Origin of the sequence: Virgibacillus sp. Bac330, from assembly GCF_003667845.1 — a bacterium.
Classification (GTDB): Bacteria; Bacillota; Bacilli; order Bacillales; family Amphibacillaceae; genus Virgibacillus; species Virgibacillus chiguensis.
Window position 1 is genome coordinate 1,136,832 of the sequence record NZ_CP033048.1, and the last position, 26,203, is coordinate 1,163,034.

At 35.8% G+C, this 26,203-nt stretch carries 24 protein-coding genes and 1 other annotated feature; of the genes, 23 read left to right on the forward strand and 1 reads right to left on the reverse strand.

Annotated features, from left to right (window positions below; genetic code table 11):
* Position 1: 1 nt before the first annotated feature.
* Positions 2–1,108, reverse strand: coding sequence for a sporulation integral membrane protein YtvI (ytvI, locus tag D9780_RS05065; RefSeq protein WP_121639481.1), 1,107 nt, complete (start codon positions 1,106–1,108; stop codon positions 2–4).
* 574 nt (positions 1,109–1,682) lie between these two features.
* Here ytvI and citZ point away from each other — a divergent pair.
* The 23 genes from citZ to D9780_RS05180 all read left to right on the forward strand — a co-directional run bounded on the left by citZ (position 1,683) and on the right by D9780_RS05180 (position 26,188).
* Entirely contained in the window at positions 1,683–2,801 is a 1,119-nt protein-coding gene (citZ, locus tag D9780_RS05070; protein ID WP_121639482.1) for a citrate synthase, read from the forward strand.
* A 149-nt stretch (positions 2,802–2,950) separates the two neighbouring features.
* A complete protein-coding gene (icd, locus tag D9780_RS05075) occupies positions 2,951–4,222 on the forward strand; it encodes an NADP-dependent isocitrate dehydrogenase (protein ID WP_121639483.1) in 1,272 nt (423 codons plus the stop codon).
* 130 nt (positions 4,223–4,352) lie between these two features.
* Entirely contained in the window at positions 4,353–5,291 is a 939-nt protein-coding gene (mdh, locus tag D9780_RS05080; protein WP_073010117.1) for a malate dehydrogenase, read from the forward strand.
* A gap of 538 nt (positions 5,292–5,829) precedes the next feature.
* Entirely contained in the window at positions 5,830–6,315 is a 486-nt protein-coding gene (locus D9780_RS05085; RefSeq protein WP_073010299.1) for a MaoC/PaaZ C-terminal domain-containing protein, read from the forward strand.
* A gap of 193 nt (positions 6,316–6,508) precedes the next feature.
* Positions 6,509–7,201 (forward strand): response regulator transcription factor, encoded by a 693-nt coding sequence (locus tag D9780_RS05090; protein WP_073010119.1) that lies wholly within the window; start codon positions 6,509–6,511, stop codon positions 7,199–7,201.
* A complete protein-coding gene (gene pnpS, locus D9780_RS05095) occupies positions 7,201–8,586 on the forward strand; it encodes a two-component system histidine kinase PnpS (RefSeq protein WP_073010122.1) in 1,386 nt (461 codons plus the stop codon). Before D9780_RS05090 ends, pnpS begins: the two co-directional genes overlap by 1 nt.
* Positions 8,587–8,841: 255 nt before the next feature.
* Positions 8,842–11,484: a DNA polymerase I gene (gene polA / locus D9780_RS05100; protein ID WP_121639484.1), complete on the forward strand. Its 2,643-nt coding sequence runs from the start codon at positions 8,842–8,844 to the stop codon at positions 11,482–11,484.
* Positions 11,485–11,496: 12 nt separating this feature from the next.
* Positions 11,497–12,330, forward strand: a complete 834-nt coding sequence (mutM, locus tag D9780_RS05105) for a DNA-formamidopyrimidine glycosylase (protein ID WP_121639485.1) — start codon at positions 11,497–11,499, stop codon at positions 12,328–12,330.
* 4 nt (positions 12,331–12,334) lie between these two features.
* Complete coding sequence (coaE, locus tag D9780_RS05110) at positions 12,335–12,940, forward strand: dephospho-CoA kinase (protein WP_116278229.1); 606 nt, start codon at positions 12,335–12,337, stop codon at positions 12,938–12,940.
* Positions 12,941–13,418: 478 nt separating this feature from the next.
* Positions 13,419–14,450, forward strand: a complete 1,032-nt coding sequence (locus tag D9780_RS05115; RefSeq protein ID WP_116278228.1) for a glyceraldehyde-3-phosphate dehydrogenase — start codon at positions 13,419–13,421, stop codon at positions 14,448–14,450.
* Between the two features lie 331 nt (positions 14,451–14,781).
* Complete coding sequence (gene speD / locus D9780_RS05120; protein WP_121639486.1) at positions 14,782–15,153, forward strand: adenosylmethionine decarboxylase; 372 nt, start codon at positions 14,782–14,784, stop codon at positions 15,151–15,153.
* A 382-nt stretch (positions 15,154–15,535) separates the two neighbouring features.
* Complete coding sequence (locus D9780_RS05125) at positions 15,536–15,928, forward strand: cytosolic protein (protein WP_073010137.1); 393 nt, start codon at positions 15,536–15,538, stop codon at positions 15,926–15,928.
* Positions 15,929–15,955: 27 nt separating this feature from the next.
* On the forward strand, positions 15,956–16,438 hold the full coding sequence (nrdR, locus tag D9780_RS05130; protein ID WP_073010139.1) for a transcriptional regulator NrdR: 483 nt from the start codon (positions 15,956–15,958) through the stop codon (positions 16,436–16,438).
* A gap of 6 nt (positions 16,439–16,444) precedes the next feature.
* Positions 16,445–17,779: a replication initiation and membrane attachment family protein gene (locus D9780_RS05135; RefSeq protein ID WP_073010302.1), complete on the forward strand. Its 1,335-nt coding sequence runs from the start codon at positions 16,445–16,447 to the stop codon at positions 17,777–17,779.
* A 23-nt stretch (positions 17,780–17,802) separates the two neighbouring features.
* Positions 17,803–18,729, forward strand: a complete 927-nt coding sequence (gene dnaI, locus D9780_RS05140) for a primosomal protein DnaI (RefSeq protein ID WP_121639487.1) — start codon at positions 17,803–17,805, stop codon at positions 18,727–18,729.
* A 384-nt stretch (positions 18,730–19,113) separates the two neighbouring features.
* On the forward strand, positions 19,114–19,968 hold the full coding sequence (gene ytxC, locus D9780_RS05145; protein ID WP_240458818.1) for a putative sporulation protein YtxC: 855 nt from the start codon (positions 19,114–19,116) through the stop codon (positions 19,966–19,968).
* Between the two features lie 321 nt (positions 19,969–20,289).
* Positions 20,290–22,236 carry a threonine--tRNA ligase gene (gene thrS / locus D9780_RS05150; protein ID WP_121639489.1) on the forward strand — a complete coding sequence of 649 codons (1,947 nt, stop codon included), beginning with the start codon at positions 20,290–20,292 and terminating at the stop codon, positions 22,234–22,236.
* A 280-nt stretch (positions 22,237–22,516) separates the two neighbouring features.
* On the forward strand, positions 22,517–23,275 hold the full coding sequence (locus tag D9780_RS05155) for an aminoglycoside phosphotransferase family protein (protein ID WP_121639490.1): 759 nt from the start codon (positions 22,517–22,519) through the stop codon (positions 23,273–23,275).
* 88 nt (positions 23,276–23,363) lie between these two features.
* Positions 23,364–23,488: a sequence feature (ribosomal protein L20 leader region), on the forward strand.
* 132 nt (positions 23,489–23,620) lie between these two features.
* Entirely contained in the window at positions 23,621–24,124 is a 504-nt protein-coding gene (gene infC, locus D9780_RS05160) for a translation initiation factor IF-3 (RefSeq protein ID WP_116278245.1), read from the forward strand.
* Positions 24,125–24,158: 34 nt separating this feature from the next.
* Positions 24,159–24,356, forward strand: coding sequence for a 50S ribosomal protein L35 (rpmI, locus tag D9780_RS05165; RefSeq protein WP_073010155.1), 198 nt, complete (start codon positions 24,159–24,161; stop codon positions 24,354–24,356).
* 61 nt (positions 24,357–24,417) lie between these two features.
* Entirely contained in the window at positions 24,418–24,774 is a 357-nt protein-coding gene (gene rplT, locus D9780_RS05170; protein WP_073010158.1) for a 50S ribosomal protein L20, read from the forward strand.
* A gap of 427 nt (positions 24,775–25,201) precedes the next feature.
* Positions 25,202–25,483: a DUF1294 domain-containing protein gene (locus D9780_RS05175; RefSeq protein ID WP_073010161.1), complete on the forward strand. Its 282-nt coding sequence runs from the start codon at positions 25,202–25,204 to the stop codon at positions 25,481–25,483.
* Between the two features lie 120 nt (positions 25,484–25,603).
* Positions 25,604–26,188, forward strand: a complete 585-nt coding sequence (locus D9780_RS05180) for a TVP38/TMEM64 family protein (RefSeq protein WP_121639491.1) — start codon at positions 25,604–25,606, stop codon at positions 26,186–26,188.
* Positions 26,189–26,203 lie beyond the last annotated feature (15 nt).

The window sequence follows — 26,203 nt, forward strand, 5'->3', positions numbered from 1 at the left end:
ACTACCCTTTAATAAATTTCCATACATCTTGAAATATACCGGCTTGATAAAAAGCTTGTATGGAAATAAGTATAAGGGGAGCAATAATAAATCCAATGATTCCCCAAATTTGTAGTCCGATAAACAGTATAATAAGCGCTACTAGTGGGTGTGTCCCCATACTAGAAGATAAAATTTTTGGTTCAATTACCTGTCTAACAATGACAATAGAACCGTATAGAATCGCTAACTGAATTGTTAAAGCATAATCCCCAACTATAAATAAGTAAATCATCCACGGAAAGAAAATAATACCGGATCCGACATATGGAATAAGGTCAACGAAAGCAACATATAGCGAAATGGTAAACGCATGATTAACATGCAAAAGTTTTAAACCTATATATACTAAAAAAGCAGAAATGATTACTAAAATAAGCTGAGCCTTTACATAAGCGATGACAGTTTTCTTAAATTGCGTTTGTACACCATTTATTTTAGTTTGCAGTGCATGAGGGATTATTTTTTGACTAAACAAGGAAATTTGTTGGTAATCATTTGCTATTAGAAAAGCTGCTAATAAGATAAAAACCGTTACAGTAAAGGAGCTTGGAAGGGCAGTAAACAAAGAAGGAATTTGTAATAAAATGGATTGGAGAGATTCGGAAAGTTTCACGCTAATATTTTCTGTAATATGTTTGACGGAATTGTTTATTGCTTCTTGTTGGGAAGTGTCCAATGCTTGTAAGTACGTCGTCATTTTCTCATATAGTGGCATGATTTTTTGATCGAAAATACTTGTTACATAATTGCTAAACGTTTGCACATAGTCTGGTAGGTGTGTTGCTAAAAAAGTAGTTCCTTGCATAAATTCAGAAAATAGAATAAATATGATGCTACTTAGAAAAGCAAACGTAAATAACATGGTTCCACTTACTGCCATCATCCGAGGAAGTTTCCATTTTTCCTCAAAAAAATTAGCGATTGGGTTGATTGTCATCGCTAAAATACTAGCTATAAGTAATGGATACAAATAGGAGAAACCTACAGTTAGTAACACATAGCCTAAAACAGTAAGTGCTATTACAATTATAAAACGCAATAATTGGTATAATCTTGGCTTGTACATCTTTAAAACCTCAATTCCTTTTCTTATAATTTTCCTTCTGTTAGTTAAACAGAGAAGTACTCCTCGCTTAAAACAATCTAAACATGTAGCATAGAAAAAAACTTTTAAAATAGGAGAAAAACTTGGCTACGATCAAGTCTTAATGGGGATAAAACACCGGCGTTTTACTTATACGATAAAACCTAAATTTCGATGCTTTCCTAAAGTGTAAAAAAAGAAAGGATAACTTTCCCTACGCATTAAAAACTTACTATAAATTTATGCAAGTCCAAATAAAATTAGTATTACAATCTTTTATTTTTTTAGTTTTCTAGTTTATAGTCTTAATTTATTGGGTAAATACTACTATATTTTTGCTGTAAATTAGCCTTCCTTATTCACCAAAGTTGAAGCTAGGGAAACTCTTTTTTGCAAATTATGCAAGCTTCTAGTAAAATTTAATAGTAAGTGAATCGGTTTCAATTCACATTAGATTCATAATACTTTATAATTATCATTGGGGGATATTATTTAGTTCTTAGATTGTATGTCGAAAGATAGTACACTGAATAATTTACAAAGGAGAGGGTTTGTTATGACAACAACAACGAAAGGGCTTGAGGGAGTTGTAGCAACTCAATCGTCAATTAGTTCCATAATAGATGATCAGCTTACATATGTAGGCTATAAGATTGATGATTTAGCTAAAAATTCCAGTTTTGAAGAAGTGATTTTTTTACTATGGAATCAAAGACTTCCGAAACAAGATGAGCTAGACGAATTAAGAAAAGAGCTTGCTTCAAATATGGTAGTACCAGAAGCAATTATTAAACATCTACATTCTTATGATTTGTCAACTGTACATCCAATGACTGCTCTACGCACCGCCGTTTCTATGTTAGGTTTGTACGATGAAGAAGCAGAAGTAATGGAAGCGCAAGCAAACAAGCGAAAAGCTATTCGTATTCAAGCAAAAATAGCCTCTATCGTAACCGCTTTTGCACGAATCCGTAAAGGAAAGGACCCTGTTCAGCCTAAGCTAAGTTATAATTATGCTGAAAATCTACTATTCATGTTAAATGGTAAAGAGCCGAAAGAAATTGAAGTAGAAGCTATGAACAAAGCACTTGTTCTTCACGCAGACCATGAACTTAATGCTTCCACCTTTACAGCAAGAGTATGTGTTGCAACACTGTCTGATATTTATTCAGGTGTTACAGCTGCAATTGGTGCATTAAAAGGTCCGTTGCATGGTGGAGCTAATGAGGCTGTTATGAAAATGCTTACAGAAATTGGCGAAGAAGAAAATGCGATCCCTTACATTCAAGAAAAGTTAGACAATAAAGAGAAAATCATGGGAATGGGTCATCGTGTCTATAAAAGTGGGGATCCAAGAGCGAAATTTTTAAAAGAAATGTCGAAACAGTTAACAGAATTAATTGGCGAACCAAAATGGTATAAAATGTCAGTTAAAATTGAAGATTATATAAAAGATCACAAAGGTTTGCCGGCAAATGTCGACTTTTATTCTGCTTCTGTATATCACAGCCTAGGAATTGATCATGATTTATTCACACCGATTTTTGCAGTAAGTAGAACATCGGGATGGCTAGCTCATATTCTTGAGCAATACGCTGATAATCGTTTAATCCGTCCACGTGCAGAATATACAGGGCCTATCTCGCCAGAATACAGTACAATTGATAAACGATAGTATGTAGCTAATTTTAGATTAACCGATTATTTTCTACTACAACGAAGAGAAAATGATTCTTATAAATAAGGACAGTGTGCAAAAGATGTTCATTGGAACTTATTTTTGCTAAACTATATACAGAATGAATTTAGGAGGTAATCATTGTTATGACAAAGGGAGAAAAAATTGTTGTAGAAAATGGAAAAATGGATGTACCAAACCACCCGATTATTCCATTTATTGAAGGTGACGGTACAGGTCCAGATATTTGGTCAGCTGCGCGTGAAGTAATCGAAGCTGCTGTGGAGAAAGCGTATAATGGGGAGAAAGCAATTGATTGGCTGGAAGTATATGCTGGAAAAAAAGCTTACGATAAAACAGGCGAATGGCTACCTCAAGATACATTAGATAAAATTAACCAATATAAAATTGCGATTAAAGGACCATTAACGACCCCTGTTGGCGGCGGATTCCGTTCATTAAACGTGGCACTTCGTCAAGAACTTGATTTATTTACTTGCTTACGTCCGGTACGATATTTCGACGGTGTTCCATCTCCAGTTAAACGTCCTGAAGATGTGGACATGGTCATTTTCCGTGAGAACACAGAAGATATTTATGCAGGAATTGAATGGCAAAAAGGTTCAGAAGAAGTAAATAGAGTTATTAAATTTTTACAAAAAGAAATGAATGTTTCTAATATTCGTTTCCCTGAAACTTCTGGGATTGGTGTTAAACCAGTATCTGAAGAAGGAACGAAACGTTTGGTGCGTGCAAGTATCCAATATGCACTCAATGAAGGACGCAAAAGTGTTACTTTAGTACATAAAGGTAACATCATGAAGTTCACAGAAGGCGCTTTTAAAAATTGGGGATATGAAGTAGCAGAACAAGAATTTGCTAATCAAGTATTCACTTGGGCAGAATACGACCGCATTGTTGAAAGAGAAGGCAAAGATGCTGCTAACAAAGCGCAAGATGAAGCAGTTGCTGCAGGAAAAATTATTGTTAAAGATGCGATTGCAGATATTTTCTTGCAACAAATTCTCACGCGTCCAAAAGAGTTTGATGTAGTAGCAACGATGAATTTAAATGGAGATTATATTTCTGATGCTCTTGCTGCACAGGTAGGAGGAATTGGTATAGCTCCAGGGGCAAACATTAACTATGATACAGGGCATGCTATTTTCGAAGCGACACATGGGACAGCTCCTAAATATGCAGGCATGGATAAAGTAAATCCTTCATCCGTTATCCTATCTGCTGTTTTAATGCTTGAACATTTGGAGTGGAGAGAGGCAGCTAACTTGATCACGAAAGCGATGGATAAAACAATCGCTTCTAAGGTCGTCACGTATGATTTTGCACGTTTAATGGACGGTGCTAAAGAAGTGAAATGTTCAGAGTTTGGAAAAGAATTAATTAAAAACATGGACTAATAACAAATTTGCTGCACAATAGACGTAAATTTTACGTCTATTGTGTGATGAATGCACACATAGATATTGTGAAGTTTTTGCCGAACTAATCGACTAACTTTATACCAAATAGAACAAAGGGGTTTTTATGATGGCAATAAAGAGAAGTAAAATTTCTGTAATCGGTTCCGGATTCACTGGTGCGACGACTGCATTAATGCTTGCGCAAAAAGAACTAGGTGATGTGGTACTTGTTGATATACCTAATATGGAAGATCCAACCAAAGGTAAAGCTTTAGACATGCTAGAGGCTAGTCCTGTTCAGGGTTTTGATGCGTCTATTATTGGTACCTCGAATTACGAAGATACAAAAGACTCAGACTTGGTAATTATTACAGCGGGGATTGCTCGTAAGCCAGGAATGAGTCGTGACGACTTAGTGAATACAAATGCTAAGATTATGAAGTCTGTAACACAAGAAATTATGAAATATTCTCCTGAAACGTATATCGTCGTATTAACAAATCCAGTTGATGCTATGACATACACAGTATTTAAAGAATCTGGTTTGCCAAAAGAGCGGGTAATTGGGCAGTCAGGTGTACTAGATACAGCTCGTTTTCGAACTTTTGTTGCCCAAGAATTAAATGTTTCTGTTAAAGATGTCACAGGATTTGTACTAGGCGGACACGGGGATGATATGGTGCCTTTAATTCGCTACTCTTATGCTGGTGGAATTCCACTCGAAACACTAATATCTAAAGAACGTTTAGATGCTATTGTAGAAAGAACAAGAAAAGGCGGTGGAGAAATAGTAGGGTTACTTGGTAATGGAAGTGCTTATTATGCTCCTGCTGCTTCGCTTACAGTAATGGCCGAAGCAATTTTGAAGGATCAGCGTCGTGTTCTACCTGCTATTGCTTACCTTGAAGGAGAATATGGCTACTCAAACATTTATCTTGGAGTGCCAACTGTATTAGGTGGAAATGGTATAGAAAAGGTCATCGAGCTTGAATTAACGGAAGAGGAGAAAGCTGCACTTGATAAATCGGCAGATTCGGTTAAAAAAGTGTTAGATGTCTTAAATTAAAGGCTTATAGCATAACGAAAAACACATGAAACAAATTGTCGTTTCATGTGTTTTTTTGTACTATAGGAAAGCATACACTTTTATGGTTTATCCCCAACATAAGGTGCTGTAAGACTCCTGCTTCAAGAATTGGAGAGTGAAGTTGATCAAGTAAGTTGGAGATAACAGCACTTAAATCGCTACGTTGCTAACCGGCGCTTGCACCTTTGTTCAGGTCTACAAAGTTATAAAATTTTGCAGCTGTGGATAAACTTACTAAGTTATTTAACCACGTCCGGCTCCAGCGCCCAGCAACTAGGCGACTTCACTCCATTGCCCTAAGATAAGTCATCATCGGTTCGTTCCTCACCGTGATTCCTAAAACTTTCGTTAATTCGTTCCACTCGCTACGTCGCTAAATGGGCGCTTGCACCTTTGTTCTACTATCCCAGTATTTCGTTTGAAGTACTACAAAAGCCTAGTTTAGTAGATTACATCATATGGATTGGCAAATGACTGAATTTTTGCTATAATAGAAATCGCTTACATGGATTGGGGGATGAAAGGATTGATTGGAAAAAGACGACCGTTAGGCAAATCCTTATATGATATTAAAATAGGTGATACGTGCAGTCGAACGACTCGAATGAATGATCGAGATTTATTGTTGTACTTAGGGTTAACGGATGATGCCAACCCGTTATATTTACAACATGACTATGCTTCATTAACACCTTATAAACAACCAATCGTGCCATCTGTCATGCTGTATGGCATGGTATCTTCTTTAGTATCTATGGAATTGCCAGGGCCAGGAAGCCATATTGTTCATCACGAAATGGTTTTCCCTAGAGCAGTCTATCATAATTCCGAAGTAGATATTTCTCTAGAAGTAATTGCCATTGACGAGAGCAATCAACGCCTCGCTATGAATGTAGTTGCAAAGGATGAGGAAGGAGAAGTCGTTTTAAACGGTAAATTGTATGTGACACCAGCTCATAAACCAAATACGTTAACTGCGCAATCTTTAGAAAACTTCTTTTAAAACTACTCTAAAACTTTGTTCATAACTTATCCCTTATTAGCATAAACTGTATTATCGTTCAATCAACATTCCTTTTCATACATTGATACTGTGTAAAAATAAATTTACAAATTCTTATCGTATTCACATTCTAAACAATTCAGTGTAAGATGGAGATGGAACCTATTAAAGTATGTAGAAACGGGGACTGGATATGAACGAGAAAATTTTAATTGTAGATGACGAGAAATCTATTGTAACATTGCTTAACTTTAATATCGAGAAAGCGGGCTTTGTGACAGATGTTGCTTATGACGGTTATGAAGCAGTACAAAAAGCACAAAGCAACAATTATGATTTGATTGTTTTAGATCTTATGCTCCCTGAGATGGATGGCATGGATGTTTGTAGGTATTTAAGAAATAACCAGATAAATACACCGATTCTTATGCTTACTGCTAAAGATGAGGAATTTGATAAAGTACTTGGATTGGAATTAGGTGCAGATGATTATTTAACGAAGCCTTTTAGCCCAAAAGAAGTGGTGGCTAGAATTAAAGCTATTTTACGAAGAGCAAAAAGAGTAGAAAAATCTAATTTTTCATTTATACAAGTTGGTGATTTAACAGTGTTCCCTGAAAGATATGAAGCAGAAATGGCGGGGAAAGTGATTACCTTTACAAGAAAAGAATTTGAACTGTTATATTATCTAGCAAAGAATAAAGGAAAGGTTATTTCACGTGACCAACTTCTTAGCGGTGTATGGGATTATGATTTTGTTGGTGATACCCGTATTGTGGATGTTCATGTTTCTCATTTACGGGATAAAATAGAACCAGATTCTAAAAAACCTGTTTATATTAAAACGGTACGAGGTCTTGGTTATAAATTGGAGGACCCTAGTTAATGCGATTTTTGTTTGAAAAACCTATATTCGGTTACACAGTAGGTGTTTTTTTAGTTGTTTTAGTAACCGGTATTCTGTTAAGCGTTTTAATTGGAGATTATCTAGTATTAGCTGCAGTACTAGTAATTCAATTTATCGTTTTATTGTTATTTATCATTCATTTATATGAATCAGTCTTAAAGCCTATTAAAAAAGCAACCAAGACAGTGGATGAGATTGTAAAAGGTAATTATCGAGCTAGATTTCATCATCCAAGTACAGATAGTATTGGACAGTTAAGTACGAAGATTAATGCTTTAGCGCGAAATTTAAATGAATTAACTATTCAAGAGCAAATGCAGGCAGAACAATTATCAACGATTATAGAAAATACACAGAGTGGACTTGTTTTAATAGATGCCAAAGGGTATATCCACTTTGTTAACCGTAAATTTCTTGTTATGTTTGGGCAAACAACGAATGATTTTCAAGGTCATCTTTATTATGATGTGCTGCACAATGAAGTTATTCATGAAACGGTTCAAAAAACCTTTTTATACGAACGAAATATTAAAGAAGAGTTTACGCATTATAAAGGCTTGGATAAATACTATATTGAGATAGTTGGCGCTCCTATTTTTGATGAACGTAATTTATTAAAAGGGGCGGTGCTCGTACTTTATGATATAACGGAGTTGAAAAAACTAGAATTAATGCGAAAAGACTTTGTGGCGAATGTTTCGCATGAGTTAAAAACGCCGATTACGTCTATTAAAGGGTTTGCTGAGACATTATTAGATAATCCGATGAAAGATTTAGAGAGAAATAAGGAATTCTTAGAAATAATATATAACGAGAGTCATCGGTTACAATTATTAATTCAGGATTTGTTAATTCTTTCTCGACTAGAAAAGGAAAATCATCAACTGGTTCTTTCCACTTTTACTATGCATGAATTGGTAGATGAAGTAATTCCTGTCATACATCAAAAGTTTGCTGATAAGGGATTGACATTTGATAAATCTGTTGAAGAAAGTTTACAACTTACAGCGGATAAAGAGAAAGTGAAGCAAATTATTATTAATCTTATCGATAACGCTATAAACTATACACCAGAACAAGGCCATATTTATTTACGAATTATGGAGCAAGGCAATAAAGCACTTATTGAAGTAGAGGATACAGGGATAGGTATTGAAAAGAAGGCTCTGCCTCGTATATTTGAACGTTTTTACAGAGTAGATAAAGCTAGAAGCCGTAATACCGGAGGCACTGGGCTCGGCTTAGCGATTGTCAAACATATTGTAGAAGTACACGATGGTACGATTGATATAGAAAGTGAAATTAATAAAGGGACAAAGATAATGGTTAGTTTGCCAATGAATAAGGACGATAAGGCACAATAACGAATAAAAGGGATAGGAGAGAAACTTAAGTGTCTCCTATCCCTTTTTTCTTAATTGATAGAAAATTAGGGGTAAGTAGTAGAGAAGACGAGCTACAGCTAAGTTTTAATAAAAACAGCGAGCTTGGCTTATTTTATTACTATACATTTAGAATATCGTAGTATAAAGAAAATAGACGTGGCGCATACGGCGTTTCACTTTATAGGGATAGAATGATAAAATATGCTTAATGATGAAATAATCGGAGGCGAAACTATGAGCAATAAATTGGTATTAATTGATGGTAACAGTATTATTTACCGTGCATTCTTCGCGTTACCGCTTTTAAATAACGATAAAGGCGTATATACAAATGCTGTTTATGGCTTTACAACCATGCTATTAAGAATGATAGAGGAAGAAAAGCCTACACATATGTTGGTCGCATTTGATGCCGGTAAAACAACTTTTAGACATGATACATATAAGGAATATAAAGGAGGAAGACAAAAAACACCTCCAGAACTATCGGAACAATTCCCTTTATTAAAAGAAGTATTAGATGCATTTTCTATCCCACATTATGAACTGGATAATTATGAGGCAGATGATATAATCGGTACACTATCTAAGCAAGTAGAAGAAAATGGATGGGAAGTAACCGTTATATCTGGTGATAAAGACTTGCTTCAATTAGTTTCTGATCACGTGACTGTAAGTTTGACTAAAAAAGGAATTAGCGACGTTGAGCGTTATACACCTGCTTTTTTAAAGGAAAAAATGGAAATTACGCAAGAACAAATTATTGATTTGAAAGCATTGATGGGAGATAATTCAGATAATATACCTGGTGTCCCTGGGGTGGGGGAGAAAACGGCAGTCAAATTACTAAAACAATTTCATACTTTAGAAAATGTGTATGACCATTTGGAAGATGTTAGTGGGAAAAAGCTGAAAGAGAAGCTAGCAACTCATAAAGAAGAAGCCTTTATGAGTAAAGAACTTGTAACCATTAATCGATCTTCACCCATTACAATTAAACCCGACGATGTTATCTATAACGGGTATGCGCAAGATAAAGTCAGAGCGATTTTTACCGAACTTGGCTTTCAATCATTATTAACTCGAATACAAGGGTCTGAAGAAGATAAGCCAATGGAAAACCAGGAACAACACCCGCCAATTGAATTTTCAATATTAGAGGAAGTAAACGATGACTTGTTTACGGGAGAAGAGGCACTTATTGTTGAAATGTTAGAAGAAAATTATCATCAAGCATCCATTCAAGGCTTTTCCATCGTTAATGAAGAAGCGGCTTACTTTTTACCAAAAGATATTGCCATCCAATCAAGTCAATTTCAATCATGGTTAAGGAATTCTTCCATGAAAAAATATGTATTTGATGCCAAAAAAACATTCGTTTCGTTATCACGAGCTAATATGCACATTGAAGGTATTGCGTTTGATATGCTATTAGCCTCTTATTTAATTAACCCATCGGAAAATAATCATGATATACCAGCTATTAGCCACAGATTAGGTAGAACGGATGTGTATCTAGATGATGAAGTGTATGGGAAGGGAGCGAAGCGGAAAATTCCCGAACAGCCAGTTTTTAGAGAACATGTGGTAAGAAAAGCAACCATGCTTTATGAACTAAAGCCACAGATGGAAAAACAACTTGAAGAAAATGAACAGTACGAATTATTTAAGGAGTTAGAAATGCCATTGGCGCTTATTCTTGGAGAGATGGAGCATACAGGCGTGCTTGTTGATACAAAACGTTTAGAAGAAATGCGCACCGACTTGAAAAATCGTTTAGCAGAATTAGAGAAAGAGGTTCATGAATTGGCTGGTGAGGAGTTTAATTTAAACTCTCCAAAACAGCTGGGTCCGATTCTGTTTGAAAAACTAGGTCTCCCAGTTATTAAGAAGACTAAAACGGGTTATTCCACTGCTGCTGATGTGTTAGAACAACTTCAGGATGAGCATGAAATTATTCCGAAGCTATTATTATACCGCCAATTAGGTAAATTGCAGTCTACTTATATTGAAGGATTATTAAAAGTAGTAGATGAAAAAACAGATAAAATTCACACTCGTTTTAATCAAGCACTAACGCAAACAGGTCGTTTAAGCTCCATCGAACCAAACTTACAAAATATCCCTATACGTTTGGGAGAAGGTAGAAAAATACGTCAAGCCTTTATTCCTGCTCAAAAGGATTGGGTTATGTTTGCTGCTGATTACTCTCAAATTGAGTTGAGAGTATTAGCACATATTGCTCGTGATGAAAAATTGATGACCGCATTTAAACAGGAAAAAGATATTCATACGCAGACAGCGATGGACGTCTTTCATGTGAACAAAGAAGAAGTTTCCGCAAATATGCGTAGACAAGCAAAAGCAGTTAATTTCGGTATAGTATACGGCATTAGTGATTACGGATTATCGCAGAACCTAGGTATTACGCGAAAAGAAGCAAAACAGTTTATTGATCGATATTTTGAAAGTTATCCTGGTGTAAAGATATACATGGACGAGATCGTTCAAGAAGCAAAACATAAGGGGTACGTTAGCACAATTATGAATCGCAGAAGATATTTACCGGATATTACCAGTCGTAACTTTAATCAAAGAAGCTTTGCTGAACGAACTGCTATGAATACGCCAATTCAAGGAAGTGCAGCGGACATTATTAAAAAAGCGATGATTGATTTGCGTGGTAAGCTAGAGGAAGAACAGTTGCAAGCACGAATTTTATTGCAAGTACACGATGAGTTGATTTTAGAAGCACCACAGTCTGAAGTAGAAACATTAAAAGAAATAGTGCCAGCTATTATGGAACATACAGTGGATTTAAATGTACCTTTAAAGGTTGATTATGCTTATGGAGATAGTTGGTTTGATGCTAAGTAAGGAGTTAAGGAGATGCCGGAATTACCAGAAGTAGAAACTATTCGCAAAACGTTAAAACGATTTGTAATCAACAGAACGATTGATCAAATAGATATTTATTGGCCAAAAATAATTAAGCAACCTGATGATATCATGCAATTTCAGTCAGAGGTTATAGGGCAAAAAATATTAGACATTCACCGAAAAGGGAAATTTTTATTGTTTGAATTAAATGATTATATTCTCGTTTCACATCTTCGAATGGAAGGGAAATATAGCGTTCATCAAGAAGGAGAACCGGTAAAGAAACATACACATATTATCTTTCGATTTTCTACCGGAGAAGAATTACGTTATAATGACGTCCGAAAATTTGGCACGATGCATTTGTTTCATCGCGGAGAGGAAATGAATCAAAAGCCGTTATGTTTGTTAGGTCCTGACCCATTCGATGATGCATTTACGGTAGAATATTTTATTGAGAAGCTGAAAAAAACAAAGCGCGTTATTAAATCCGCTTTATTAGATCAAACGATTGTAGCTGGATTAGGAAACATCTATGTAGATGAAACGTTGTTCAAGGCGCGTATTCATCCTTTAATACCAGCAAACAAATTAACACAGAAAGAAATAAAAGAAGTTCGCAAGCAAGCCATTGCTACTTTAGAAGAAGCTGTATTGCAGGGCGGTACAACAATACGCTCTTATGTCAATAGTCAAGGTGAAATGGGGATGTTTCAACAAAAACTTTATGTATACGGTCAAGAAAATCAAGCTTGTAAAACATGTGGTAATACAATCGCTAAATTAAAGGTTGGTGGACGTGGCACACATATTTGTACAAGCTGTCAGCCAATAAAGAGGTGATATAATGAGTGTAATTATTGGTCTAACTGGTAGTATTGCAACGGGAAAAAGTACCATTTCTTTAATGTTTGATGATTTTCGTATACCTGTCATTGATGCGGATAAACTTGCTAGGGAAGTTGTAAAACCTGGGGAGCAAGCATATGAAGAAATTATTCGACATTTCGGTTCGGAAATCTTACGTGAGGATAAGACATTAAATCGAGAATTGCTAGGTGAAATTATATTTGCAGATGAACAGAAGCGAGAGCAATTAAATCATATTGTTCATCCTGCTGTAAGAAAAAAAATGGTTGAAAAAAGAGACGCTTATCTTCAATCAGGATATACATGTGTTGTGCTTGATATTCCTTTATTGTTTGAGAATAATTTGAGTTCGCTCGTTGATAAAACGATTGTTGTTTATGTTGATGAAGCTACGCAATTACAGCGTTTAATGGAGAGGGACGACTATTCTGAAGCAGAAGCCAAGCAACGAATAAAAGCGCAAATGCCTATAACAGAAAAAGTCAAAAAAGCTGACGGGGTTATTGATAATACTGGATCAAAATTTGCATCTTTTGAGCAATTGGAAAAGTTGCTATTATCATGGAATATACTCCCTGATTAAATCAAAAAACATTCGCATCCATTCTCGGTGTGAATGTTTTTTTAAGAAAGCATAGAACTTTTCCCGCATAAGAAAAAAGAAAGCCCTGAGCAAGTTTTTCTAAAAAGATATTAATTTATAAAGTGAGGTGTTTGTAGATAAGGAATCACCCAACAGCTAGGCGACATCATGAAGTAGCCTTAGGATAAGTCGCCATCGTTTCGGCCACTTACTGTGATGCCTTTATCTTCGTTGATTTGTTTCATTCGCTACGTTGTTAAACAGACGACCTACGCTTTGTTCTTATAAAAACAAAAAACATGAAAAAGCTCCTCAATCATTAAAAATGAAGGGCATACCTCAAACCACGTTAGTTCGAAATCATAAGAAAACTGAAATATATTTGAATTTGAGTTTTGTAGTCACATATATATTTAAATGTGTTATACTAATTAATAAATAAACTAAAAAAGTATAACTCATAATAGGAGGAAGTCGTATGAGAAAAACGAGAATTGCAATAAATGGATTTGGCCGTATTGGGCGAATGGTTTTTCGACAAGCGATAAAAGATAAAAATCTAAATGTGGTAGCCATTAATGCTAGTTATCCAGCTGAAACGTTAGCGCATTTAATTAAATATGACAGCGTACATGGAATTTTAGACGAGGAAGTGAAACCGCTTCAAAAAGGGATTATGGTAGGAGAAAGCCATGTTGAATTAGTTAATTCTCGAGTCCCCGAACAATTACCGTGGGAGGAACTAGCAATTGATGTCGTAATTGAAGCTACTGGGAAATTCAAAACAAAAGAAAGCGCTGGTGGGCATCTTCGTGCAGGAGCTAAAAAAGTTGTCATTACTGCACCAGGTAAAGAAGTAGATCAAACGATAGTAATGGGAGTTAATGAAGATGCTTATGATCCACAAAAGCATGATGTTGTTTCCAATGCTTCTTGTACTACAAACTGCCTTGCACCTGTTGTGAAAATTATTGACGATTATTTCGGTATCGAAAATGGGTTAATGACGACTGTACATGCTTTTACAAATGACCAAAAAAACATTGATAATCCACATAAAGACTTAAGAAGAGCTAGAGGTTGCACCCAATCTATTATCCCAACTTCTACTGGTGCAGCTAAAGCTTTGGGAGAAGTGCTCCCTCATTTAAATGGCAAACTTCATGGCATGGCTCTACGTGTACCAACACCTAACGTTTCATTAGTAGATCTTGTAGTGGATGTAAAAAATGAAGTTACAGCTAGACAAGTTAATGAAGTATTTAAAAAAGCTGCCGAAGCTGACTACAGCGGCATTATTCAGTATAGTGATGAGCCACTAGTGTCTATTGATTATACAACTACTGAATATTCCGCCATTATAGATGGTCTGTCAACGATAGTCATGGAGGGGCGCAAAATAAAAGTATTAGCATGGTATGATAATGAATGGGGCTACTCTAAGCGTGTATTGGATTTAACGAAACACGTAGGTTATTATCTTGCTGAAAAGCATATGCAAATGAGCTAAGTAACATCAAATGAACAAGCAGCAAGTTTTACGTTTGACACTTCTACAATATTATAATGTTTCGTATCCAGTCGGTCTTGTGAGTAAAAATGATGGCGCTAACAATCAGTGGGGATAATGAATTGCCCTACTGATTGAAGATTCACTTTATGGGAAAAATTATTTTTCAAGAACGTACTTATGTAAAGTTCACTCTGAACGAAATGAAAATATTGCAATCCATACAGAAAACGTTTATACTTTTCGTTGTATTCAAATGGAACAATCATACTATAATTATAGTTATGAGCTTTTCAATTAAATGAAGAACACTATAAGGATGAAGTAGTGAATGGATACAAAGGGAAGGCATATCATTGTTGAACTTTGGAAATGCAATAAAGATGTATTAAATAACATAATAGAAATGGAACGTTTTTTCGTTGAAGCTGCTTTAAAGGCTGGAGCAGAAATTAGAGAAGTTACGTTTCATAAGTTTGCACCAATTGGAATAAGTGGTGTCATTATTATTTCTGAATCTCATCTTACGGTACATAGTTTTCCAGAACATGGGTATGCTAGTGTTGATGTATATACGTGTGGATACAGTATTGATCCTTACATAGCGGTAGAAAGTATATCGCAACACTTGCAGGCAAGCAAAGTAGAAAAAATGGAAATCACAAGAGGAATGGGAACATTACGTTTCAGCAATGAAAAATAAAGTAATTCATATCCTTTCTACAGTTATTATGTAAGTAGAAAAATAGAACGTGTGGTACTGAATGTGCTGAATCAGAGTCTATACGGGATTGGTGTTAAGCCAAGTTTTCTAAGCTGAGGGAAACTGACATCATCGAAAGCGTAACATAATGACAATAATGGGTTGATAGACACAACATAGTCTATCAACCCATTGTTGTCTATGTGTATAGTTTATTAGAAGAAATAGATTCTGAAGTAATGTATGCTTTATGTACGTAAGGTCTGTTAGTCAAAGGCTTGCGCTATTTGCTGTTGTTATGATATAGAGGTTTTACGAAAAACATGTTAAAATGAAACTACTATACAATAGAATATCTATGTTATGAAGGTGGCTTTTTAGAATGGGCTTTCGGAATACCATTTCCAAATATTTTAGTAATCATGCTGAAACACAAGATAATCATTGGGATGACAGTTTACAAACACATTATTATAAAACAACGAAAGACAAAGCAATGCAAGCACTTGAAAATTTATTTCAACAGTCATCCAAATACCGCATTCATGCTATGTCCAAAGAGCATGGAGAATTAAGTATACACGTTAAAAAAGGGAAAAAAGCATTTATTATTGCAACAGTAATTATGGTACGACCATATCAAACCGCTATTGATTTTTCTGTTACAACAGAATCTCAACTACCAATAGATTTTGGTTATAGTACAAAAGTCATTCAACAATTATATAGAGAAATAAATAAAGCATTACCTTTCATCACGAAACAAGACAGGTAACGGTTGAAATGAGGAGTGGGCAGAACGATGAGATGTTCAAATTGCCAAAATAAAAGCACAAAAGTACTCGATTCCAGACCAATAGAAGAAGGACAAGCAATTCGGCGAAGAAGAGAGTGTGAACGTTGTGGCTTCCGGTTTACAACATTCGAACGGATTGAAGATGTACCGTTAATCGTAGTGAAAAAAGACGGCGCGAGGCAAGAATTTAGTCGGGATAAGTTAGTTCGTGGCTTAATTAAAGCTTGTGAAAAACGCCCTGTACCGTTAGAAACCATTGAAGATATTGCTTTAAATGTAGAAAAAGAATTACGAAATGAAGGTATTTCAGAAGTTCATAGTAAAGATGTAGGGGAACAAATTATGGACCGCCTTTCTGATGTCGATGAAGTTGCATATGTACGTTTTGCTTCAGTATATAGACAATTTAAGGATATAAATGTTTTCCTAGACGAGCTAAAGGATATTATGAATAATAATAAAGAATATAACACGGATGGAAAGGGTTAGATGGGAATGAACAGGATAGGCAAAATTTTACCCATTGAAGGATACTGGGTGGAATTTCAAGGAAATCTGCCAACGGATTATGCAAAATCATTAACTCATTTATACCAACCTTTAATTGGAATGGCTGCTATTATCCTGTATCAAACATTACTCCATGAACGGGAATTACAAGCTGATAAGCAAATCCCTCAGACGCATCACACTTTAATGAATTATTTAAATCTTCCTTTAGACGAGATTTACGTTGCCAGACGCAAATTAGAAGGCATTGGTTTACTTAAAACTTATGAATTGAATAGCAGTGATAATCGAGTGTTTACGTATGTGTTAAAGCCTGCTTTTTCGCCTGCGCAATTTTTAAAAGATCCAATGCTTTCTCAGCTTTTATACCATCATATTGGTAGAGAAAAATATGCCCATTTAGAGCAACATTATGCTGTAAACAAACAGCCAGTAGATGGTAATAATATAACTGCTTCCTTCCAAGATGTATTTCAAACGATTACGCCTGATTCCTTGCCAAAGGAGGAGCAGAAGCAAATACAGCAAGGTGTAAATCTAGACAATGTAGATTTTACTTCTGTTGAACATAGCTTGAAGCAACGTATGATTCCAACTAAAAAGGTGCTTACAGCTTACAATCGTAAAGTAATAACCCAGATGATGTTACTCTATGAGCTGGAAACATATGAAATAGAAAAAGCAATTTTGTGGGCTTTAACAGAAGAAAATAGATTGCATATAAATGAATTTAAAGCAGCGTGCTTTGATTTATTTCAGTCGAAAAATCAGGAAAAGTCTGTGCGTCTCGTAGAAAAAGCGACTAAAGAAGTGCATAAGGAAGAAGAACCAGTAGGAAGTACGAAAGAAGAACAGCTCATTTATCATTTGGAGCATATTTCGCCAAAACAATTGCTGGAAGATTTGTCAAGTGGCCATCATGCTTCTGAACAAGACCTAAGATTAATCGGCGACATTATGACATCACAAGGATTGCCAGCACCTGTCATGAATGTTTTAATACATTATGTACTATTGCAAACAAATATGAAGCTATCTAAAAATTATTTATCTAAGATTGCTAGTCATTGGTCTAGGGCTAATTTAAAAACTGCTAAAGAAGCAATGGCTTTTGCGAAAAAAGAAGTAACTAACTATAAAAATTCGAAAAAGTCAACTAGAAAAACGCAATCGAAAGAAGTCGTTCCCGATTGGTTTAAACAACAAAAAAAACACCAAAAACAGGAAGTTGCTGCTACGAAGGAAAACAAAGTGGATGAAGTGCAAGAGCAGAAAGAAATTGAAATGCTGTTAAAGCAGTATTCAAGCTATAACAAATAAACGCATTATCAAGGATGATGGATATGAAACCCGTACAATCGACGTTGCAAAAATGGATGAGACAAAACCGGAATTTTCAGGAGCAATATGCTAAAATTCGCCAAGAAATATTAAGTGACCCGGAAATAAAAGCGCTTATAGCTGAGCATCCAGAGTTAACTAAGAAAGAAATAGATAAAAATTTAATTAAACTACATGAGTTTAAGACACAGTCTAAACAATGTAGTCACTGTACATGTTTTAATGATTGCATGAATATGATTCAAGGGTACTCCCCCGTGTTAAACGTCGAAGGTGGAGAGATCCATTTGTCCTATGAAAAGTGTTACCGGCGAATTGATTATGAAAAGCAGCGAGAACAACAGCAATTAGTTCAAAGCTTATATATGCCTAAACAAATATTGGGAGCTAAAATTGATCATATTGATGCTGATCCAAAACGTAGTCAAGCTGTTCGAGAAATTGTGAAGTTTATAAGTGATTGTGAACAAGAAATTCCTTCTAAAGGATTGTATTTATACGGTCCTTTCGGTGTAGGTAAAACTTATTTTCTCGGAGCGCTTGCTAATAAATTAAAAGAAATGTATATCTCTTCAGCATTAATTTATATGCCTGAATTTGTAAGAGAAATGAAGGCTTCGATGAAAGATGACTCGTTGAATAAAAAATTAGCGTATTTTAAGAAGACGGATGTTCTTATGCTTGATGATATAGGAGCGGAGATGCAATCCCCGTGGTTTCGCGATGAAATTCTAGGTTCTTTATTGCAGTATCGTATGATGGAAGGGTTACCCGTATTTTTTACTTCCAATTACAGCATGGAAGAACTTGAAACACACTTAGCTTCTACTAGAAATGGTGTGGAAGAAGTGAAAGCAGGCCGTATCATTGAGCGAATGAAACAAGTTAGCCGACCAGTAGCCATCTTTGCTGAAAACAGGAGAACGTAATAACCCATTGATATTTCTAGTAAACTTGTTTCTTTCTTTTTGGGAATAATCGTGATTGATATGGATCATTCCTCTATCATGGAAACAAATCTCTAACCCGAGAGAGAACATGAAGCCAAGTGAAAATTTCACTTGGCTTTTCCAATTACACTATAAGAAAGCATGAAAATTTTTAGTATAAGAAAAACAAGAGCTCCCACTATAAATGACGACAAGCCAAGTTTTTCTAATAAGAGATAGAATTTAAACACCTTTATTATAATAAAAAGCATTACAATCATTTCTATTTTTATGGATCTATACTAGTTTTTACGGATTACTCATTATTTTCACCCTTTGTCCATATAATGTAACAGTTTGGTTGGATGAGGGTGATATGTATTGGTGGAATTATTTATCGAGTCAGATAAAGAAGTCATTCGTTTCTGTGAAAAGATGCGCCAGCATAATAAACAGATTAACCTGTATTGGAAAACACATAAAGAATGGGGGAATCATTTACAATTTGATGCAAATATTCCAAATCAAGTACTTATCCCAGCGATTGCGAAATCTTTAACGAATGTATTTATTACACACCGTATGGGAAAATGGATAACGTCGGTTATAGAAGATTACTATTTTTATACAGATACAAATGAAAAGGAAAAGATCTTAGAGTTAACGAATTGGGTAATGACTGGTACGGATAAAGACAGCCTGTTTGTAAGAAAAAATGAAAACCCACAACAACTACTTGAATCACTTTTCATTGCAAACATAAAAGATACATCGACCATTCACTATGACTCATTAGTGAAATTTCGACTAAAAGTATTTCAGGATAATGTTGTTCATTATGTCGGTCTTGCAATTGATGAGTATAAAAGAGAAGAAGAGCACCAAGAATTCATTAATATGCTAAGAGGTTTCGTTTTAAATCGTAAATCTTCTGTACCTCATATTTATATGGTACAAGGTGAAACATTTTCTTTTTACAATGGCAACGGTAAACCTCTTTCACGGCTAGAATTACGAATGGCTATGCAAAAAGAACCATTGTATTTAGTAGGTTTGGATGATAATGAGTTTAATTTAGCTCCACTTATTGCGATGGCACCTGAGCATATTTATATTTATGGAGATGACCCGTCAGAACCGAAAACGTTAACCGTGATTAATGTATTTCAGGAAAGAGTGACTTTTGAACCACTTCGCAAGTTTCCATTCTCTCACTATATGCAGAAAGAACAACAATAGGCTTGCTTTTTCTATAATCAAGCGCTATAATACAAATTATATTATTATTAAATTACAATCGGCGATGAAAAGGATAAGAATCATTTGCGAGGTAGGATAGAGAAGGGAATCATTGGCTGGAAGTTCCCGCTTACTAGGAATGGTTTACCACCTTCGAGCCCTGTTGCGATAGCAAAGCAACAGCGTACTATCTACGTTATAGATGAATGAAGCCGTATTGATTTACGGGAATTAGGGTGGAACCACGACGTGACCAACGCTCGTCCCTTTGCAACTAAGCAAAGGGATGGGCGTTTTTTAATTTGACAAGGAGTGATGATAATGGCAGAAGAATTAACTTTTGTATTTCCAGACGGAGCAGAAAAAGCTTTTTCAAAAGGTGTAACTGGCGAGGAGATTGCCGGTTCCATTTCCTCTGGATTAAAAAAACAGGCATTAGCTATTAAGATAGATGGTGTACCGTTTGATTTAAGACGTAAATTAGATCGTGGTGGATCCATAGAAATTATTACGAACAAAGATGATGCGGGTATAGAAATTATGCGTCATTCCACAGCTCATTTAATGGCTCAAGCGATTAAGCGATTGTATAAAGATGTGAACTTTGGTGTCGGTCCAGTAATTGAAGAAGGTTTTTATTATGATATGGACATGGCGCATTCGATTACACCTGAAGATCTTCCGAAAATTGAAAAAGAAATGAAAAAAATAATAGACGAAGCTCTAGAAATAGAACGTTTAGAAGTATCAAGAGAAAATGCTATAGAAATGTTTCAAGACGATCCCTTGAAGCTAGAGTTAATTGATGCCATTCCAGAAGATGAACAAGTGACGATTTATAAACAAGGGGAGTTTTTTGATTTATGTCGCGGAGTTCACGTGCCTTCAACAAATAAAATTAAGGCTTTTAAGTTGTTAAGTATTTCAGGTGCTTATTGGCGTGGGGATAGTAATAACAAACAATTACAACGCATTTATGGAACGGCGTTTGCAAAACAAAGTCAAGTGGACACGTATTTGAAATTGTTGGAAGAACGTAAAGAACGTGACCATCGGAAACTAGGTAAAGAATTAGATATCTTTACGATCTCACAAAAAGTAGGACAAGGTTTACCGCTTTGGCTGCCAAAAGGGGCAACAATCCGTAGAACTATAGAACGCTACATTGTTGACCTAGAGGAACGTCTTGGCTATGATCATGTCTATACACCTGTATTGGGAAGTGTCGAGTTATATAAAACGAGCGGGCATTGGGATCACTATCATGAAGACATGTTTCCAGAGATGACGATGGACAACGAAGAATTAGTACTAAGACCAATGAATTGTCCACATCATATGATGGTATACAAAAATCAGCTGTACAGCTACCGGAATCTACCTGTGCGTATTGCTGAGCTTGGAACGATGCATCGTTATGAGATGTCTGGTGCATTAGCTGGATTACAGCGTGTGAGAGCCATGACTTTAAATGATGCGCATATTTTCGCTCGTCCAGATCAATTGAAAGATGAATTTATTCGTGTTGTTGAGCTTGTGCAAAGAGTATATGAGGATTTCGGTATTAACGATTATTATTTCCGTTTATCCTATCGTGATCCAGAAGATAAAGAAAAATATGTAGATAACGATGCGATGTGGGAAAAAGCACAAGCGATGCTTAAAGAAACGATGGAAGAACTTCAAGTAGAATATGTAGAAGCTGAAGGTGAAGCGGCGTTCTATGGTCCAAAGCTGGATGTCCAAGTGAAAACAGCGTTAGGAAAAGACGAAACATTATCTACCGTTCAACTTGATTTTCATCTTCCGGAACGATTTGATTTAACATATATTGGTGAAGATGGTCAACATCACCGCCCGGTAGTTATTCATCGCGGTGTCGTTTCTACAATGGAACGTTTCGTTGCATTCCTCATTGAAGAATATAAAGGTGCGTTCCCTGTATGGCTTGCTCCTGTTCAGGTGAAGGTGATTCCAGTATCTCCAAAGGCGCATTTGGATTATGCAAAACAGGTTGCTGATAAATTAAGGTTAGAAGGAGTAAGGGTTGCAGTAGATGAGCGTGATGAAAAGATCGGTTATAAAATTCGAGAGGCCCAAACGCAAAAGATACCATTTGCGCTTGTTCTAGGTGATCATGAAGTGAACGAACATGCTGTAAATATTCGCCGTTACGGAGAAAAAGAAACAGAGACGGTTTTGCTTGATGTGTTTATCGCTAGGATTAAGCAAGAAATTGACAATAAAGTTTTGCACAAAGCTAAATAATAGTAGCTAATTTCGCTTATCGCTAGTATTTTATGGAGAGAACTCTCGTTCATTGCCTCATAATATTAACCTTTATATGGTATGCATTCCATACCATAAAACAGACTAAAACAGCCTTTCCTTGCTCAAGGGAGGCTGTTTTTGATTTCTTTATACTATAAAAACGTGGCTTGTTGCCAATCCTGACGAAAGCCTTTGTTTTTCTTATACTTTTCTATAGTGCAAAAAAGGATTTATGTGGCAAATAGAGAAATATATAATAAAAAAGGGAGGGAGCTTATTGACATTTGGAAGCCCAATCGCAAGAGGAAATACCGCTGATATTTATATATGCAACGATATCATTGTGAAGCTATTCCATGAAAAAACTGCTCCTAATGAGGCGTTACGAGAAGCAAGAAAACATGCTTTTGTTTATTCATGTGGTATCAATGTCCCGAAAGTTTGGGTTGTAAGAAAAATTGATAATCGGCAAGCGATTATAATGGAATATATCCAAGGAAAAACGTTAGGGCAAATGTATCAAGAGGAAATCTGCTCCTTAGATGACATTCTTACCTTATCTGTAGCTGTGCAGCAACAATTACATTATAAAAAGACAGTTCATTCGAGCGCTATGGAGCGGATGAAACAAAAGCTAGAGCGTCAAATTGCTACTGTTAATCAGTTGGAAAGATCGGAAAAAGTACACCTTATGCAGTTGTTGGACATGTTACCTGAGGACGCTAGCTTATGCCATGGAGATTACCATTTTTTTAACCTAATTGCATCTAATAATCGTGTGACAATTATTGATTGGGTAGATGCTAGTATCGGTAATATTGGCGCCGATGTATATCGTACGTATTTGTTGTACTCTCAATTCTCGTTAGAAATAGCGGAAAAATATCTTTTTTATTACTGCAAGACGAGTGATTTAAAGCGAAAAGAGATATTTCAGTGGGCTCCAATCATCGCAGCTGCAAGACTATCAGAAGGTGTAACTACAGAAAACGAACAGCGACTTATGGAAATAATTCATGATGGTAAGAAAGGGTAACGAGAACCAATACGGTTTGGTGCTTAAAAACTCTTTGACATGTTACGATACATATGCTATTATAATGTAGTTGATAATTAAATGATCTGAAGACAAGAAGAAGCACCCGCTTCTCACCTGCTTGACGCCTGGTGGCAGTTGACTGGTTCTACCGATTCATATAGACGATTGGAGAAGTGTGGGTGCCCGTGTTGCCCACGCTTTTTTAGACGTTGGAATAAATATATCGTTTATAAGCTAGCGTCTAAAATTTAGCTTTTGCTAAGTTAGTTGTTTGAAACGAATGTAACTTGTCAAAAAGATCGCAGTGAAAATATTTGGAGGTGGATGATAATTAGCAAGGAAATGAATGTTAATGAGAAAATTCGTGCTCGTGAAGTGCGTTTAATTGATGCCAATGGCGATCAGTTAGGTGTTAAACCTCGTCAAGAAGCTCTAGAAATTGCTCGAAAACGCAATCTTGATTTAGTGCTTGTTGCTCCCAACGCAAAACCGCCTGTATGTCGAATTATGGATTACGGGAAATATCGTTTTGAACAGCAGAAAAAAGAGAAAGAAGCACGTAAAAAACAAAAAGTTATTAACGTAAAAGAGGTTCGATTTACCCCTGGAATTGGGGACCACGATTTTGAAACGAAGCTAAAAAATGCTCGTAAATTCTTAGAAAAAGGCGACAAAGTAAAAGCCGCTGTTCGTTTCCGCGGACGTGCTATTACGCATAAAGAATTAGGACGAGAAGTACTTGATCGATTTGCTGAGGAAGTAAAAGATATTGCGACTGTTGAGACAAAGCCTAAAATGGAAGGTCGTAATATGTTTATGATGCTTGCTCCAGTAAATGAGAAGTAGATTTAGATCGTTAGTTATAAGGAGGAAAAATACTATGCCAAAAATGAAGACCCATAAAGGTTCTCAGAAACGTTTTCAAAAAACAGGTACTGGAAAATTAAAACGTGGCCATGCATACACTAGCCACATGTTTGCAAATAAATCGCAAAAGCAAAAGCGTAAACTTCGTAAAACAACCACAGTATCAGCTGGTGATTACAGAAGAATTAAAACAATGCTTCCTTATAAATAAGCAAGCATATTGAAATAGAACGGTAAAATATATTTTTGATTTGTACTAGGAGGGAATTATTATGCCACGTGTTAAAGGTGGAACAGTAACGCGTCAACGTCGTAAACGCGTCCTTAAATTAGCTAAAGGTTATTATGGTTCAAAAAGAACGTTATTTAAAACAGCAAAGCAACAAGTAATGAAATCGGGTCAGTATGCTTATCGTGATCGTAAACAGAAAAAACGTGATTTCCGTAAACTTTGGATTTCTCGTATTAATGCAGCAGCACGTTTAAATGACATGTCCTATAATAAATTAATGCATGGTTTAAAAGTAGCTGGAATCGATATTAATCGTAAAATGCTATCAGACTTAGCAATTAACGATGAAAAAGCTTTTACGCAATTAGTTACGAAAGCAAAAGAAGCATTGAAATAAAAGAAAGTAAGGACCAAATATTTGCGATTGCAAAGTTATTTGGTTCTTTTTATTTATTGTATAGGAAATTAAAAAAATCTAGCAGCTGTGGATAAACTTACTAAGTTATTTAGCCACGTCCGGCTCCAGCACCCAGCAACTAGGCGACTTGACTCCATCGCCCTACGATAAGTCATCATCGTGTTAAAAAGGAAGGCCGACTAAAAACGGGCTTGCCGCCCACCGTCGGCATACCCCTGTTTTAGTGGCATGATCCCTAAAACTTTCGTTGATTCGTTCCACTCGCTACGCTGCTGAACGGGCGCTTGCGCCTTTGTGCTAATGTACGCAAAGCTAGAGAATTCGCAGGAAAGACTTGGAGATAAGCCAAGTCTTTCTAATCGCAGAGAATACTTAAGTAGAAATAGAAGCGGGGAGGAATGAGCAGGTGAATCAGTGGAATACTATCTTATTTTATTTGCTAGGTGTTAATAGTATAGCTTTTGTATTGATGGGAATGGATAAGCGCAAAGCAGAACAGAAACAATATCGAATTCCAGAAAGGACGCTATGGATGTTGGCGATTTTAGGAGGCGCATTGGGAATTTGGTTAGGAATGAAATTATATCGCCACAAAACGAGACATAGGCGTTTTATTTTTGGTATCCCTGTATTATTTTTTGGTCATTGCTTATTTTTGATATACTACATGTTTAATGGCTTGGTGTAACATACTATTTCTGGAACCTGTGTTTATTATTTTCTTGTCATAAAGGCTCGTCTCCTGTCATATACATGTACTAGTAGGTACTTTTGTGTCTGTAATAGTTCAACAAGAAGGAGGCTCAAGATGGAATTAATGGGGAATTATTTACTCGCTTTCATTGAAGGAGGAGGCTTATTTGCCCCTATATTATTTATCAGTTTTCATTTATTAAGGCCTTTGCTTTTTTTACCGGTTATATTTATTTGTATATCAGGTGGTATATTATTTGGAGCTATTGCAGGGACAGTATATTCCCTTATAGGTATTACATTATCAAGTATTATATTTTACTTTTTTGTATATAAGATGCCGAAGTCTATGCAACGATTTCAAAAGGTAAAAGGAAAGATAATTGGTAAGCAAACAGCTTTAACAACATCGCAAATAGCGTTGCTTCGATTGATACCATTTATCCATTTCCACTTACTTTCGTTATGTTTGTTAGAGATATCATCGGGCTTAAAAGATTATACAAAATCATCTTTTTTGACTAACATTCCGATAGCATTTATTTATACATCTATTGGTCAATGGATTTCAAATTTGACGCCACTCTACATTGGTTTAAGCTTACTGATACTTTTGCCAATTGTTTATTTGTTGCGTAGAAAAGAAATTTATATCAAATGGCAAGATTTTTTTCATGTTCAAACAAGGGAAGGTACATAGGAGAGAGGATAGCAA

What these genes read in the sequence shown, in the direction of transcription:
- ytvI (WP_121639481.1), bottom strand. Translation starts at nt 1,108, where the DNA reads ATGTACAAGCCAAGATTATACCAATTATTGCGTTTTATAATTGTAATA.
- citZ (WP_121639482.1), top strand. Translation starts at nt 1,683, where the DNA reads ATGACAACAACAACGAAAGGGCTTGAGGGAGTTGTAGCAACTCAATCG.
- icd (WP_121639483.1), top strand. Translation starts at nt 2,951, where the DNA reads ATGACAAAGGGAGAAAAAATTGTTGTAGAAAATGGAAAAATGGATGTA.
- mdh (WP_073010117.1), top strand. Translation starts at nt 4,353, where the DNA reads ATGGCAATAAAGAGAAGTAAAATTTCTGTAATCGGTTCCGGATTCACT.
- D9780_RS05085 (WP_073010299.1), top strand. Translation starts at nt 5,830, where the DNA reads ATGAAAGGATTGATTGGAAAAAGACGACCGTTAGGCAAATCCTTATAT.
- D9780_RS05090 (WP_073010119.1), top strand. Translation starts at nt 6,509, where the DNA reads ATGAACGAGAAAATTTTAATTGTAGATGACGAGAAATCTATTGTAACA.
- pnpS (WP_073010122.1), top strand. Translation starts at nt 7,201, where the DNA reads ATGCGATTTTTGTTTGAAAAACCTATATTCGGTTACACAGTAGGTGTT.
- polA (WP_121639484.1), top strand. Translation starts at nt 8,842, where the DNA reads ATGAGCAATAAATTGGTATTAATTGATGGTAACAGTATTATTTACCGT.
- mutM (WP_121639485.1), top strand. Translation starts at nt 11,497, where the DNA reads ATGCCGGAATTACCAGAAGTAGAAACTATTCGCAAAACGTTAAAACGA.
- coaE (WP_116278229.1), top strand. Translation starts at nt 12,335, where the DNA reads ATGAGTGTAATTATTGGTCTAACTGGTAGTATTGCAACGGGAAAAAGT.
- D9780_RS05115 (WP_116278228.1), top strand. Translation starts at nt 13,419, where the DNA reads ATGAGAAAAACGAGAATTGCAATAAATGGATTTGGCCGTATTGGGCGA.
- speD (WP_121639486.1), top strand. Translation starts at nt 14,782, where the DNA reads ATGGATACAAAGGGAAGGCATATCATTGTTGAACTTTGGAAATGCAAT.
- D9780_RS05125 (WP_073010137.1), top strand. Translation starts at nt 15,536, where the DNA reads ATGGGCTTTCGGAATACCATTTCCAAATATTTTAGTAATCATGCTGAA.
- nrdR (WP_073010139.1), top strand. Translation starts at nt 15,956, where the DNA reads ATGAGATGTTCAAATTGCCAAAATAAAAGCACAAAAGTACTCGATTCC.
- D9780_RS05135 (WP_073010302.1), top strand. Translation starts at nt 16,445, where the DNA reads ATGAACAGGATAGGCAAAATTTTACCCATTGAAGGATACTGGGTGGAA.
- dnaI (WP_121639487.1), top strand. Translation starts at nt 17,803, where the DNA reads ATGAAACCCGTACAATCGACGTTGCAAAAATGGATGAGACAAAACCGG.
- thrS (WP_121639489.1), top strand. Translation starts at nt 20,290, where the DNA reads ATGGCAGAAGAATTAACTTTTGTATTTCCAGACGGAGCAGAAAAAGCT.
- infC (WP_116278245.1), top strand. Translation starts at nt 23,621, where the DNA reads ATGAATGTTAATGAGAAAATTCGTGCTCGTGAAGTGCGTTTAATTGAT.
- rpmI (WP_073010155.1), top strand. Translation starts at nt 24,159, where the DNA reads ATGCCAAAAATGAAGACCCATAAAGGTTCTCAGAAACGTTTTCAAAAA.
- rplT (WP_073010158.1), top strand. Translation starts at nt 24,418, where the DNA reads ATGCCACGTGTTAAAGGTGGAACAGTAACGCGTCAACGTCGTAAACGC.
- D9780_RS05180 (WP_121639491.1), top strand. Translation starts at nt 25,604, where the DNA reads ATGGAATTAATGGGGAATTATTTACTCGCTTTCATTGAAGGAGGAGGC.